The organism is Pseudomonas sp. GW823-FHT02C05, assembly GCF_058797595.1.
The window spans coordinates 1,077,187-1,090,540 of record NZ_JBXAJU010000002.1 but is presented as its reverse complement, the minus strand read 5'-3'; the positions used below and the strand labels follow the sequence as shown (position 1 = coordinate 1,090,540).

13 protein-coding genes are annotated in these 13,354 nt (G+C 60.4%); 2 read left to right on the top strand and 11 right to left on the bottom strand.

Translation table 11 applies throughout. The features are described 5' to 3' along the window. Nucleotides 1–14: 14 nt before the first annotated feature. Complete coding sequence (locus tag AC1RGE_RS16065) at nt 15–887, top strand: pirin family protein (protein WP_492584602.1); 873 nt, start codon at nt 15–17, stop codon at nt 885–887. Nucleotides 888–990: 103 nt separating this feature from the next. On the opposite strand, the gene AC1RGE_RS16060 is transcribed toward AC1RGE_RS16065, so the two are convergent. The 4 genes from AC1RGE_RS16060 to AC1RGE_RS16045 form a co-directional block, all read right to left on the bottom strand. Then, on the bottom strand, nt 991–1,719 hold the full coding sequence (locus AC1RGE_RS16060) for a dienelactone hydrolase family protein (RefSeq protein WP_492584600.1): 729 nt from the start codon (nt 1,717–1,719) through the stop codon (nt 991–993). Nucleotides 1,720–1,790: 71 nt separating this feature from the next. Continuing rightward, nucleotides 1,791–3,695 carry a molecular chaperone HtpG gene (gene htpG / locus AC1RGE_RS16055; RefSeq protein WP_011060059.1) on the bottom strand — a complete coding sequence of 635 codons (1,905 nt, stop codon included), beginning with the start codon at nt 3,693–3,695 and terminating at the stop codon, nt 1,791–1,793. Nucleotides 3,696–3,785: 90 nt separating this feature from the next. Further along, entirely contained in the window at nt 3,786–4,238 is a 453-nt protein-coding gene (locus AC1RGE_RS16050; protein WP_015634670.1) for a PaaI family thioesterase, read from the bottom strand. Beyond that, nucleotides 4,235–4,711: a PaaI family thioesterase gene (locus AC1RGE_RS16045; RefSeq protein WP_015634669.1), complete on the bottom strand. Its 477-nt coding sequence runs from the start codon at nt 4,709–4,711 to the stop codon at nt 4,235–4,237. Before AC1RGE_RS16045 ends, AC1RGE_RS16050 begins: the two co-directional genes overlap by 4 nt. 158 nt (nt 4,712–4,869) lie before the next feature. On the opposite strand from AC1RGE_RS16045, the gene AC1RGE_RS16040 reads away from it, so the two are divergent. Then, entirely contained in the window at nt 4,870–5,121 is a 252-nt protein-coding gene (locus tag AC1RGE_RS16040; RefSeq protein WP_011060058.1) for a hypothetical protein, read from the top strand. 117 nt (nt 5,122–5,238) lie between these two features. Here the strand turns inward: AC1RGE_RS16040 and AC1RGE_RS16035 are convergent, their stop codons facing one another. The 7 genes from AC1RGE_RS16035 to odhB all read right to left on the bottom strand — a co-directional run bounded on the left by AC1RGE_RS16035 (nt 5,239) and on the right by odhB (nt 13,350). Continuing rightward, complete coding sequence (locus AC1RGE_RS16035) at nt 5,239–5,712, bottom strand: lipoprotein (protein WP_011060057.1); 474 nt, start codon at nt 5,710–5,712, stop codon at nt 5,239–5,241. 43 nt (nt 5,713–5,755) lie between these two features. Then, the gene (locus AC1RGE_RS16030) at nt 5,756–6,493 is read right to left on the bottom strand and encodes a DUF599 domain-containing protein (RefSeq protein WP_011060056.1); all 738 of its coding nucleotides are present in this window, start codon (nt 6,491–6,493) and stop codon (nt 5,756–5,758) included. Nucleotides 6,494–6,669: 176 nt separating this feature from the next. Next, the gene (gene brnQ / locus AC1RGE_RS16025; protein WP_011060055.1) at nt 6,670–7,983 is read right to left on the bottom strand and encodes a branched-chain amino acid transport system II carrier protein; all 1,314 of its coding nucleotides are present in this window, start codon (nt 7,981–7,983) and stop codon (nt 6,670–6,672) included. A 328-nt stretch (nt 7,984–8,311) separates the two neighbouring features. Then, complete coding sequence (sucD, locus tag AC1RGE_RS16020) at nt 8,312–9,193, bottom strand: succinate--CoA ligase subunit alpha (protein ID WP_003223019.1); 882 nt, start codon at nt 9,191–9,193, stop codon at nt 8,312–8,314. Next, entirely contained in the window at nt 9,193–10,359 is a 1,167-nt protein-coding gene (sucC, locus tag AC1RGE_RS16015; RefSeq protein WP_009047768.1) for an ADP-forming succinate--CoA ligase subunit beta, read from the bottom strand. Before sucC ends, sucD begins: the two co-directional genes overlap by 1 nt. A gap of 230 nt (nt 10,360–10,589) precedes the next feature. Beyond that, complete coding sequence (gene lpdA, locus AC1RGE_RS16010) at nt 10,590–12,026, bottom strand: dihydrolipoyl dehydrogenase (protein ID WP_011060054.1); 1,437 nt, start codon at nt 12,024–12,026, stop codon at nt 10,590–10,592. Nucleotides 12,027–12,126: 100 nt separating this feature from the next. Then, nucleotides 12,127–13,350, bottom strand: coding sequence for a 2-oxoglutarate dehydrogenase complex dihydrolipoyllysine-residue succinyltransferase (gene odhB / locus AC1RGE_RS16005; protein WP_492584598.1), 1,224 nt, complete (start codon nt 13,348–13,350; stop codon nt 12,127–12,129). Nucleotides 13,351–13,354 lie beyond the last annotated feature (4 nt).

Below are 13,354 nucleotides of genomic sequence, written 5' to 3'. Positions count from 1 at the left end.
GCCTGGAATCCGCCATGAACTCCCCCCTCGTGATCCGTCCCCGTGCCGAGGACGTTGAAGGCCAACCCATCCTGCGCCCCCTGCCTTCGGCCCAGTGCCGCAGTGTCGGGCCTTTCGTGTTCTTCGACCACATGCTGGAAACCCGCTACCCGCCGGGCAAAGGCATGAATATCCGCCAGCATCCGCATATCGGCCTCTCCACCCTGACCTACCTGTTCGCCGGGCAGATCCAGCACAAGGACAGCCTGGGCTCCGACCAGATCGTGGGCGCCGGGGACGTCAGCTGGATGACCGCCGGCAGCGCCATCGCCCATGTCGAGCGCACGCCAGCACTCTTGCAGGCCCAGGGGTTTGCCATGCACGGCCTGCAGGTCTGGCTGGCCTCGCCCAAAGAACAGGAGCAGGGCCCGGGGCACTACAGCTATCACCCGGCCAGCAGCCTGCCGGTGAGCGACAACCTGGGGGTGAGCATTCGGATGATTGCCGGCAGCGGTTTCTGCCTGCAGTCGCCGGTGCCGGTGCTCTCCCCCACCCTGTATGCCGAGCTGCGGCTGCAGACCGCCACCAGCCTGCTGATTCCCACCGAGCATCAACAGCGTGCGCTGTATGTACTGGAGGGCGAGGTACAACTGGACGGCGAGCCATTACCCGTGCACTCGCTGGTGGTATTGCCAGAGGGGGAGAACGCCACGCTGTTCGCCGAGAGCGATTGCCATGCGGTGCTGATCGGCGGCGCCGCCCTGGACGGCCCGCGGCGGATCAACTGGAACTTCGTCGCCAGCGATCCACTGTTGATCGATGAAGCTCGCAGACGCTGGGCCGCCGGGGACTGGCCGCAGGTGCCGGGAGAAAGCGAGCGCATCGAATTGCCACCCGCCCGCCACTGATCGGTAGGGGCCGGTTTGCCGGCGAACAGGCCCGTGAATCTGGCGTTGCTCTCACTGACGCCTTCGCTGGCAAGCCAGCTCCTACGGGATCAGGGTCGGTGGGTCAGCCGCTAAAGACTTCGTCCAGCAGGTAATGCATGGTGGCGAAGGCCCGGGCCGAGGTCTTGGCGTCGTACATCATCTTGCCCGGCAGGTTGGCGTGGGTGTCGGTGAAGGAATGCACCGCGCCACCGTAGCTGACCAGTTGCCAGTCCACTCCCGCGGCGTCCATTTCCGCTTCGAAGGCCGGCAGTTGCTCCTTGGCCACGAACGGGTCCGCCGCGCCGTGCAGTACCAGTACCGAGCCCTTGATGTTGTTGGCATCGCCAGGGTTGGGGGTGTCCAGGGTGCCGTGGAACGACACCGCCGCCTTCACCGGCGCGCCACTGCGGGCCAGTTCCAGGGCGCAGCAGCCGCCAAAGCAGAAGCCGAAGGTGCCCAGCCTGGAGGTGTCCACCGCGGCTTCGCCCTGGCTCTGCAAGGCCGCAAAGGCCGCCTGCATGCGCTTGCGCAACAACACCCGATCATCCTTGAGCGGCATCATCGCGGCACCGGCCTGGCTCGCATCGCCGGGGCGCAGCGACTGGCCATACAGATCGGCGATCAGCACCACATAACCCTTGGCCGCCACCGCCTCGGCGATCTTCTCCGCGCCGGCGCTGACACCCATCCAGTTCGGCGCCATCAGCAACCCCGGACGCGCAGCTTTATGGGCGGCATCGAAGGCCAGGCGGCCTTCATAGGGCTGGCCATCGATCTGATAGACCACGGAACGCACTGTGATTTGACTCATGACTCATCTTCTCCAGTAGGGGGACACCAGAATGAAAAAACCCGCCGAAGCGGGTTTTTCTTGCAACGTGGTTAAACCGACAGCTCCACCAACAGCTTGTTCAGCCGGCGCACATAGGCCGCCGGATCCTTCAAGCTGTCACCGGCCGCCAGGGCCGCCTGATCGAAGAGAATGTGCGACAGGTCGCCAAAGCGCTCTTCGCTCTGCTCGCCGTCGAGTTTCTCGATAAGCGGGTGAGTCGGGTTGAACTCGAAGATCGGCTTGGAATCCGGAACCTTCTGCCCGCTGGCTTCAAGGATCTGACGCATTTGCAGCCCCAGGTCCTGCTCGCCAATGGCCAGGATCGCCGGCGAGTCGGTCAGGCGGTGGGAAACCCGCACTTCGCTGACGCTCTCGCCCAGGGCGGTCTTGATCCGCTCAACCAGGCCTTCCTTGGTCTTGGCGACTTCCTCGGCAGCCTTCTTGTCCTCTTCGGAGTCGAGGTTGCCCAGGTCCAGGTCGCCGCGCGCCACGTCGACAAAGCTCTTGCCGTCGAACTCGTTGAGGTAGCTCATCAGCCACTCGTCGATACGGTCGGTGAGCAGCAGCACTTCGATGCCTTTCTTGCGGAAGACTTCCAGGTGCGGGCTGTTCTTCACCTGGGCGTAGGATTCGCCGGTGAGGAAGTAGATCTTGTCCTGGCCTTCCTTGGCGCGAGCCAGGTAGTCGGCCAAGGAGACATTCTGCTCGCCGTCGTCGCCCTGGGTGGAGGCGAAGCGCAGCAGGCCGGCGATCTTCTCCTTGTTGGCGAAGTCCTCGGCCGGGCCTTCCTTCATCACCTGGCCGAAGTTCTTCCAGAAGCCCTTGTATTGCTCGGGTTCGTTCTTCGCCAGTTTCTCCAGCATGTCGAGGACACGCTTGGTCAGCGCCGACTTCATCGAGTCGATGATCGGGTCTTTCTGCAGGATTTCCCGCGAGACGTTCAGCGACAGGTCGTTGGAGTCCACCACGCCCTTGATGAAACGCAGGTACAGCGGCAGGAACGACTCGGCCTGATCCATGACGAACACGCGCTGCACGTAGAGCTTGAGGCCCTTGGGCGCTTCACGCTGGTACAGGTCGAACGGCGCGCGAGCCGGTACGTAGAGCAGCGAGCTGTACTCCAGCTTGCCTTCGACCTTGTTGTGGCTCCAGCTCAGCGGGTTTTCGAAGTCATGGGCGATGTGCTTGTAGAACTCCTGGTATTCCTCGTCCTTGATCTCGGTACGCGGACGAGTCCACAGCGCGCTGGCGCGGTTGACGGTTTCCCACTCCAGCGCAGGTTTCTCTTCGCCTTCAGCGGCAGCGGCTTCTTTGGGCAGCTCGATCGGCAGCGCGATGTGATCGGAATACTTCTTGATGATGTTGCGCAGGCGCCAGCCATCGGCGAACTCGTCTTCACCGGACTTCAGGTGCAGAACGATGCGGGTACCGCGCTCGGCCTTGTCGATGGTCGCAACTTCGAACTCGCCTTCGCCCTTGGACGACCAGTGCACGCCTTCACTGGCGGGCAGACCGGCACGGCGGCTGAACACTTCAACCTGGTCGGCGACGATAAAGGCGGAGTAGAAACCCACGCCGAACTGACCGATCAGGTGCGAGTCCTTCTTCTGGTCGCCGGTGAGGTTCTTCATGAAATCGGCAGTGCCGGACTTGGCGATGGTCCCCAGGTGGGTGATCACATCTTCTCGGCTCATGCCGATACCGTTGTCTTCGAGGGTGACGGTTTTCGCGTCCTTGTCGAAGCTCACACGGATTTTCAGTTCGGCGCCACCTTCCAGCAACTCGGGCTTGGACAGGGCTTCGAAGCGCAATTTGTCGACGGCGTCAGAGGCGTTCGAGATCAATTCGCGAAGGAAGATTTCCTTGTTGGAATACAGCGAATGGATCATGAGGTGCAGCAGTTGCTTCACCTCGGTCTGGAAGCCCAGGGTTTCCTTTTGAGTTTCCACACTCATGGTCATCAAACTCCAATCAGATGGCATTGGCCGCGTTCCGGGAGCGGAGGGCGGCGGGATGACATGAAAGTGGGGGTCGCTCGCTGGATTTCAAGGGCCGGTGCTCTCTTCGATCTTGAAATGTGCGCGAGCGGTGGCAATCGACTCCTCGGCAGTGCTCTGCCAGGCAGTGATGGCGACATTGGCCACCCTTCTGCCCTGCCGGCATACCTGGCAGCGGGCAAAGGTGTCGCGAAACTGCCCGGCGCGCAGGTAGTCGAGGGAAAAGTCGATGATTTTCGGCACCCCGGGCGAGCCGGTGAGAATCAGCAAATGCAAGGCGGCCGCCAGTTCCATGAAACCGGCGATCACTCCACCGTGCAGGGCTGGAAGCAGAGGGTTGCCGATATTGTCCTTGTTGGCCGGCAGGCGAAACAGCAGTTCATCTCCCAGTTGCGTGCACTCGATGCCAATCAGCTTCGCGTAGGGGATCTGCTCCAGCAACGCGGTGTAATCGCCCTGCTGGCGAGCCTGCTCCAGGAGTGCTCGAAGGTCCGTGCTCATGCCCGCTCCCCCTTGATCGAGCTGGCCAGCCCGCGGCTGCCCTTGAGCCCCCGGCCCATGCGCATGAAAGTGCCGACTACATGAGCCACGGGACGCTCGGGATCATCCTGATAGGCAAAGCCGCGGGTAAAGATCACATCGGTGGTGACCCGGTAACACTGGGCAAAGCCGTGCACGTCATGATGAGGGACCGCCGGATGCATATAGTCTATGCGCAGGTCCAGGGTCGGACACACTTCGAACTCCGGCAGCACGCAAAGCGTAGCCATGCCACAGGCGCTGTCCATCAGCGTGGTCAGGGCACCGCCGTGAATGATCCCGGTTTGCGGGTCGCCGACAATCTGCGGACTGTAGGGCAAGGTCAGGGTCAGGCCCTCTTCAGAGGCGCTATGTACCCGGATGCCCAGCACCTGGCAGTGGCGCAAGGCGGAAAGAAAGCGCGCCGCACGCTCAGAAATAGGGTTTTGCGCCATGGGATTTATCTCTTTTTATTGTCGGGAATGTGCGTTGAATGAAGCAGGCAAAAGTTCCATGAAATGACTACTTAATATATCTGTGAGTCTCAAGGAACTTAAATCACAAGGCCATGATCGAAAGGCCAGTAGATATCTTCACTAAGGAGAAACACCCCATGCGTAAGACTTTAGCTATTGCCCTGATGCTGACCGCTTCCCTCGGTCTGGCTGCCTGCGACAAAAAATCCGAGGACAAAGCTCAAGATGCCAATCAACATGCTGAGCAAGCCCAACAGAAAATGAACGAAGCTCAGGATAAAGTGAACGACGCGGCAAAAGAAAACGCCGAAGCAGCCAAAGATCAGGCTGAATCCAACAAGGCTGCTGCTGAAGAAAGCGCCAAGGAAGCAGCTCCTAAAACCAACTAAGTCGGTTTTAGCGCAACAAAGAACAAAGCCCGCCAAGTGCGGGCTTTTTCTTGCTCGTAAAACAGTCGCTCAATACAACAGTGCTTAGTTGCCGGGCAAGCAACTAAGCGTTGAAGATCAGCCGCCAGCCCCCAGGAACAATTCGTCCTGGCGGGGCTCTGCCTGCAACGGCTGCATTGGCACCGACTCATTGCCCGGGGACTCCAGTGCATAGTGCAAGGGGCTGGAAATGGGCAGCAACCTGATGGGAAAGTCGTAGTGGGCGGTAAAAGGCGCCAGCCATTGGCGGGTCTGGTAATCCGCTGCCGCGATACTCATGAAACAAGGGTGCGGGATGTCCTGCGGCGAACGCCCGGCCAGCAACATGACCCATTCCCAGTCAGTTGCCGCTTCGACTTTGAAGCTCCCGTCATCGGCCGTCAGGAACTGTGCGCCACACAAGGCGCCCTTGGCCCCGGCGATCGGCATGCCGCTCAATGCATCTACCACCCTGCCCCGGGCTTCGCCATTCAGATACAGGGTTTGCGCCCTGCAGCCCGACAACAGGAAGAACCCCAGGCACAGGTACTTCAGGGCACGCGAACTGCTCATTGGCCAACTCCTTTCAACCGTTCAATCGATCAGCCATCAACGCTCAGGCTGCATCTTTGGGGCTATCGACCACAGGTTGTTCTGTCGGTGTATAGACCATGACCTCAAGTACATCGGAGTGGAACTCCCGCCGATACAGGACAAACACCACACCCGCGCTCATCAGCATGAACAACCAGGGGCTGACGAACCAGGCCAGCATGGTCATGCCGAAGTAATAGGAACGCAATCCGAAGTTGAACTGGTTGGCCGCCATGGAAATTACCCGAGCCGCTCGCGATGCAAAAGCCTTGCGCTCCTGCTCGGAAACATGACGCTCGCCGATCATTGGCGCCGACCCCACCAGCACTGCGGCGAAGTTGTACTGGCGCATGCACCAGCTGAAGGTAAAGAAGGCATAGACGAACACCAGCGCCAGGCACAGCAGCTTGATTTCCGACATGCCCTGGGACGCCTGCTGGACCATGGGAATGTCCGCCAACAGCGACACTGCACGCTCCGAGGCGCCCAGCACGGTGAGAATGCCCGCCAGGATGATCAGGGTGCTGGAGGCGAAGAACGAGGCATTGCGCTCCAGGTTGCCGATCACGCTGGCATCGGCGATGCGGTTGTCCCGCAGCAGCATGCGGCGCATCCAGTCCTCGCGATACAGGTGCAGGACGCTGGCCAGGCACGCGGTGTCCCTTCCCTTCCAACTGGCGTAGCGGGTATAGCCACCCCAGCAGACGACGAACCACAGGGCGGCCAGTAGGTGGATCAGGTTGGCTTGAACGAACGACATGCAAATTCCTGTAAGGCGTTGGCAGAAGACAAAAGCAAAGGGCACTGCTTCGACGCCCCGCAGGGGAAAAAGACACCGCTGTACGCCCATAAAAAATGCCCCGCATCCATCGATGCGGGGCATTTTTTAAGGGGCTCGGGGGCCGCTTGTGGCGACCCCGGGCCATCAACTTCAGGTCAGGCCAGGGCTTCGCTGCGCTTGCCCAGCAGGCGATCGCAGATCACTGCCACCACCAGCACGATCACCGACGGCACCAGCCACGCCAGGCCCTGCTCGCTCAGCGGCAAGTGCGACAGCTGGGTTGGCATCCAGCCGGCCAGGCCCGCGCCCTTGAGGGCATCGATCAGGCCGAACACGAAGGACACCAGCATCACCGGGCCGACGATACGGCGCTGGTCCTGCCAGAAGTCCTTGCAGAAGCTCAGGGCCACCAGGGCGATGCACGGCGGGTAAATCGCGGTCAGCACCGGGATCGAGAACGCGATCAGCTTGGTCAGGCCCAGGTTCGATACCAGCAGCGAGAACGCCGCGAGGATCACCACCAGCGTCTTGTAGGACAGCGGCAGGACACGGCTGAAGTACTCGGCGCAGGCGCAGGTCAGGCCCACGGCGGTCACCAGGCAGGCCAGGGAGATCAGCACCGCGAGGAAACCGCTGCCCAGGGAACCGAAGGTGTGCTGCACATAGGCGTGCAATACCGCGGCGCCGTTGCTGGCACCGGCGGCCACTTCATGGCTGCCCGAGCCCAGGCGGAACAGGCTGACGTAGACCAGCGCCAGGCCGACCCCGGCGATCAGGCCGGCGATCACGGCATAACGGGTAATGAGCCGAGGCGACTCGACCCCGCGGGAACGGATGGCATTGACGATGACGATGCCGAACACCAGCGCGCCCAGGGTATCCATGGTCAGGTAACCATTGATGAAGCCCTGGGAGAACGGTGCTGCAACGTACTCGGGAGTGGCGGTGCCGATGTCGCCGGCGGGCAAGGCAAAGGCCGCAATGCCCAGCACAGCCAGGGCGATGATCTTCAGCGGCGCCAGGAAGCGTCCGACGGTGTCCAGCAGCCGGCCCGGGTACAGGGAGATGAAGAACACCAGCAGGAAGTACACCGAACTGTAGAGGAACAGGGCCAGCGGGCTTTCGCCGGTCAACGGCGCCAGGCCCACTTCAAAGGACACGGTAGCGGTACGTGGCGTGGCGAACAGCGGGCCTACCGCCAGGTAGCAGACCGCTGCCAGCAGGCCACCGGCCAGCTTGCCGATAGGCGTGCTCAGCGCGTCCATGGCACCGCCGACCTTGGCCAGGGCAACCACGGTGATCACCGGCAGACCGACCGCGGTGATCAGGAAGCCCAGCGCCGCCATCCAGACATGGGGTCCGGACTGCAGGCCGACGATAGGCGGGAAAATGATGTTGCCGGCCCCGACGAACAGGGCAAAAGTCATAAAGCCGAGTGCCAGGATGTCCTGGCCTTTCAACACTTTCATTAAGGAAATACCACACTACTGAATCGGAATTTAGAGAGGGATTTCCCTTATGGGTGAGGGAAATGCTGCCAGTCCGTATAAGACTGACCCGTTTAGCGCGCAGCGACCTTGTGGGCAGCAGACGCAAAAAGAGGCGGCTAGATTACAGAATCGGTAAGACAAGCGCACTGTTCCAGGGCGAACTATCCGATATGCGACAGAATGATGTCGCATTTTTGAAATTATATTTCCCCCAGGCTCTGTGCAGGATGCAGGTCTCCTACGGCAGAAAGCACAAAGGCCACCCGAAGGTGGCCTTTGTGGTTGAAGCGTCAGCTAAGCGCGAGGCTTACTTGACAGCCCAACCGGTCAGCTCGGCCAGGGCCTTGCCGATGTCTGCCAGCGAACGCACGGTTTTCACGCCGGCGTCTTGCAGAGCAGCGAATTTCTCGTCTGCAGTGCCTTTGCCGCCAGAGATGATTGCGCCAGCATGGCCCATGCGCTTGCCCGGAGGAGCAGTCACACCAGCGATGTAGGAAACAACCGGCTTGGTCACGTGAGCCTTGATGTAGGCAGCCGCTTCTTCTTCAGCCGAACCGCCGATCTCACCGATCATCACGATCGCTTCGGTCTTCGGGTCTTCCTGGAACAGCTTCAGGATGTCGATGAAGTTCGAACCCGGGATCGGGTCACCACCGATGCCGACACAGGTGGACTGACCGAAACCGGCGTCAGTAGTCTGCTTAACAGCTTCGTAGGTCAGGGTGCCGGAACGGGAAACGATACCGACCTTGCCTGGCAAGTGAATGTGACCTGGCATGATGCCGATCTTGCATTCGCCTGGGGTGATCACGCCTGGGCAGTTAGGGCCGATCAGGGTCACACCCAGCTCGTCGCACTTAACCTTGGCGTCCAGCATGTCCAGGGTAGGAATGCCTTCGGTGATGCAGACGATCAGCTTGATGCCGCCGAAGGCCGCTTCCAGGATCGAGTCCTTGCAGAAAGGAGCTGGAACGTAGATCACGCTGGCGGTAGCGCCAGTGGCAGCTACAGCGTCTTTCACGGTGTTGAACACTGGCAGGCCCAGGTGCTCGGTGCCGCCTTTGCCAGGAGTTACGCCGCCAACCATCTTGGTGCCGTACTCGATGGCTTGCTGGGTGTGGAAACTACCTTGCGAACCGGTAATGCCCTGGCAGATAACTTTGGTGTCTTTATTGATCAGGACGCTCATTATTTGCCCTCCGCAGCTTTGACAACTTGTTGAGCAGCGTCGGTCAGGCTGGTAGCAGCGATGATGTTCAAGCCGCTTTCTGCCAGTACTTTAGCGCCCAGTTCAGCGTTGTTGCCTTCAAGGCGAACAACAACCGGGATTTTCACGCCGACTTCTTTCACGGCGCCGATGATGCCTTCGGCAATCATGTCGCAACGAACGATGCCGCCGAAGATGTTGACCAGTACTGCAGCGACGTTGGTGTCGGACAGGATGATCTTGAAGGCTTCGGTCACGCGCTCTTTGGTAGCACCACCACCTACGTCGAGGAAGTTGGCTGGCTTGCCGCCGTGCAGGTTGACGATGTCCATGGTACCCATGGCCAGGCCGGCACCGTTGACCATGCAGCCGATGTTGCCTTCCAGAGCTACGTAGTTCAGTTCGAACTTGGCAGCGTGGGCTTCGCGCGGATCGTCCTGGGACGGATCGTGGAAGGTTTTCAGCTTAGGCTGACGATACATGGCGTTGGCGTCGATGTTGATCTTCGCGTCCAGGCAGTGCAGATCGCCGTCGGCCTTGATCACCAGCGGGTTCACTTCCAGCAGGGCCAGATCGTGATCCTGGAACAGTTTGGCCAGACCTACGAAGATCTTGGCGAACTGGGCAACTTGCTTGCCTTCCAGGCCCAGTTGGAAAGCCAGCTCGCGACCCTGGAATGGCTGAGCGCCAACCAGTGGATCGATAGTGGCCTTGAGAATTTTTTCTGGAGTGTCGTGAGCGATTTTCTCGATGTCCACGCCACCTTCGGTGGAAGCCATGAACACGATGCGACGGCTCGAACGGTCAACGACAGCGCCCAGGTACAGCTCTTTAGCGATATCAGTGCACGATTCAACCAGGATCTTGGTGACAGGCTGGCCATTGGCGTCAGTCTGATAGGTCACCAGACGCTTGCCCAACCACTGCTGAGCGAATGCCTTAGCGTCTTCTTTGCTGCGAACCAGCTTAACGCCGCCCGCTTTACCGCGACCACCGGCGTGAACCTGGGCTTTGACAACCCACTCGGAGCCGCCGATTTTGTCGCAAGCTTCTGCTGCTTCTTCCGGGGTGTCTACCGCGTAGCCTTTGGATACTGGCAGGCCGTATTCAGCGAACAGCTGCTTACCCTGATACTCGTGAAGATTCATGCTTTTTACCGTCTTCGTTAGGTACTGCGCATTCGGCGCTGCGCTCAAGATTGAGTGCCGCACCACCTGTGACCGCTCCTCTCAAAACCAGCGCCACACCTGAACCCGGAGCCTGGGCCCCGGTCCAGTGTGTGGCGCTACCTCGAGAGGTCGAGTCCAGCGGATATTCCGCGGTGAGTCTTGCGCACAAGGCTCACGACGGGCCAACCGCCGTGGTTTCTTATTATTGCTTAGCGTTTCTTGCGGTTGGCAATGTGGATGGCAGTGCCATTCACAGCCAGAGCTGCTTCGTGCAGGGCTTCGGACAGGGTCGGATGGGAGAAAACCATCATGCCCAGGTCTTCGGCGCTGGTGCCGAATTCCATGCCGATCGCACCTTGCTGAACCAGTTCCGCAGCGCTTGGGCCAATCACGTGGACGCCCAATACGCGGTCAGTCTTGGCATCGGCGATGACTTTGACGAAACCACCGGTGTCGTTGGCTGCCATGGCACGGCCGCTGGCGGCAAACGGGAAGGTGCCGACGTTAACTTCAACGCCTTCAGCTTTCAAGGCCTGCTCGGTTTTACCGACCCATGCAATTTCCGGGTGAGTATAGATAACCGAAGGGATCAGGTCATAGTTCATCTGGGCTTTGTGGCCCTTGATGCGCTCGGCAACCATGATGCCCTCTTCCGAGGCCTTGTGAGCCAGCATCATGCCACGCACCACGTCACCGATGGCGTAGACGCCCGGTACGGTGGTAGCGCAATGATCGTCAACGTGCACGAAACCGCGCTCGTCGAGGGTCACGCCGCAATCGGCGGCCAGCAGGTCGGTGGTCACCGGGCGGCGACCAACGGCAACGATCAGCTTGTCGAAAGTGATGGTCTGCTCGCCATTGGCATCGGTGTAGGTGACCACGACTTCTTCGCCGTTGACCTTGGAGCCGGTCACGCGAGCGCCCAGCTTGATGTCCAGGCCTTGCTTGGTCAGGGTTTTCAGCGCTTCCTTGGAAACAGCGGTGTCGGCTGCCATCAGGAAGGTGTCCAGGGCTTCCAGGACAGTCACTTGCGCACCCAGGCGCGACCATACCGAACCCAGTTCCAGGCCGATGACGCCAGCGCCGATCACGCCCAGGCGTTTTGGTACGGATTGGAATTCCAGAGCGCCGGTGGAATCGACGATCACATTCTGGTCGACGGGAGCCGGTGGAATGTCGATCGGACGCGAGCCTGGAGCCAGGATCACGTTTTCGGCTTCAATCACTTCAACCGAACCGTCAGGCTTGGTGACTTCGACTTTCTTGCCGGCCAGCAGTTTGCCGTGGCCCTGGATCGAAGTGACGCCATTGGCTTTGAACAGGGTGGCAACACCGCTGGTCAGGCCTTTGACGATGTTGGCCTTGCGACCCACCATGGCTGGTACGTCCATGGTCACGCCAGCGTGGTTGATACCGTGGATGGCAAAACCGTCCTGGGCTTCGTGGAATTTCCAGGAGCTGTCCAGCAGCGCCTTGGAAGGAATGCAACCGACGTTCAGGCAAGTACCACCGAGGGCCAGCTTGCCCTCTTTATCGGTGTACTTCTCGATGCAAGCGGTGGTGAAACCGAGTTGTGCGGCCTTGATTGCGGCGACATAACCGCCTGGGCCCGCGCCAATCACTACCACGTCGAATTTCTGAGTCATAAAAGGTTCCTTTTAACGGCAAGCTAGAAGCTGCAGCCGCAAGCTTGAAGCCTCTTGCCCTGGGGCGAGAAGCTTCCCGCTTGCAGCATGCAGCTGCTTTTTAGATGTCCAGGAGCAGACGAGCCGGGTCTTCCAGCAGGTTCTTGATGGTCACCAGGAACGTCACGGCTTCTTTACCGTCGATCAGGCGGTGATCGTAGGACAGCGCCAGGTACATCATCGGACGGATGACCACTTGACCGTTGATCGCCATAGGACGCTGCAGAATGTTGTGCATGCCCAGGATCGCGGCTTGTGGCGGGTTGACGATCGGGGTCGACATCATCGAACCGAAAGTACCACCGTTGGTGATGGTGAAAGTACCACCGGTCATCTCTTCCATCGACAGCTTGCCGTCGCGGGCCTTCTTGCCGAAGGTGGCGATGCCGCCTTCGATTTCGGCCAGGCTCATCAGTTCGGCGTTACGCAGAACCGGAACCACCAGGCCACGGTCGCTGGAGACCGCAACACCGATGTCGGCATAGCCGTGGTAGACGATGTCGGAACCGTCGATCGAGGCGTTGACAGCCGGGAAGCGCTTCAGGGCTTCGGTGGCGGCCTTGACGAAGAACGACATGAAGCCCAGGCGTACGCCATTGTGGGACTTCTCGAACAGGTCCTTGTACTTCGAACGCAGGGCCATGACTTCAGTCATGTCGACTTCGTTGAAGGTGGTCAGCATCGCCATGTTCGACTGGGCTTCAACCAGACGCTCGGCAACCTTGGCACGCAGGCGGGTCATAGGCACGCGCTTCTCGACGCGATCACCAGCAGCGAAGACCGGAGCAGCAGCGGCAGGAGCCGGAGCCTTGGCAGGCGCGGCAGCCGGAGCGGCTTTCTTCGCGGCAACAGCAGCGACCACGTCTTCCTTGGTCACACGGCCGCCTTTGCCGGTACCGGCAACGGAAGCGATGTTGATACCGTTTTCTTCAGCCAGCTTGCGCGCGGCAGGAGCAGCGATTGGATCGTCTTCACCATCGGCAGCAGCCGGGGCAGCAGCGGCGGCGGTCGGAGCGGCGGCGGCAGCAGGAGCAGCGGCAGCAGCGCCGCCTTCAACGATGGAGCCCAGGACTTCGTCGGACAGAACGGTGTCGCCTTCGTTCTTGACGATAGCGCCCAGCACGCCGTCAGCGGTGGCCAGAACTTCCAGCACGACCTTGTCGGTCTCGATGTCAACGATCAGCTCGTCACGCTTGACGGCGTCGCCCGGTTGCTTGTGCCAGGTGGCAACGGTGCCATCGGCAACCGATTCCGGGAAAGTGGGGGCTTTGATCTCGATAGCCATTATC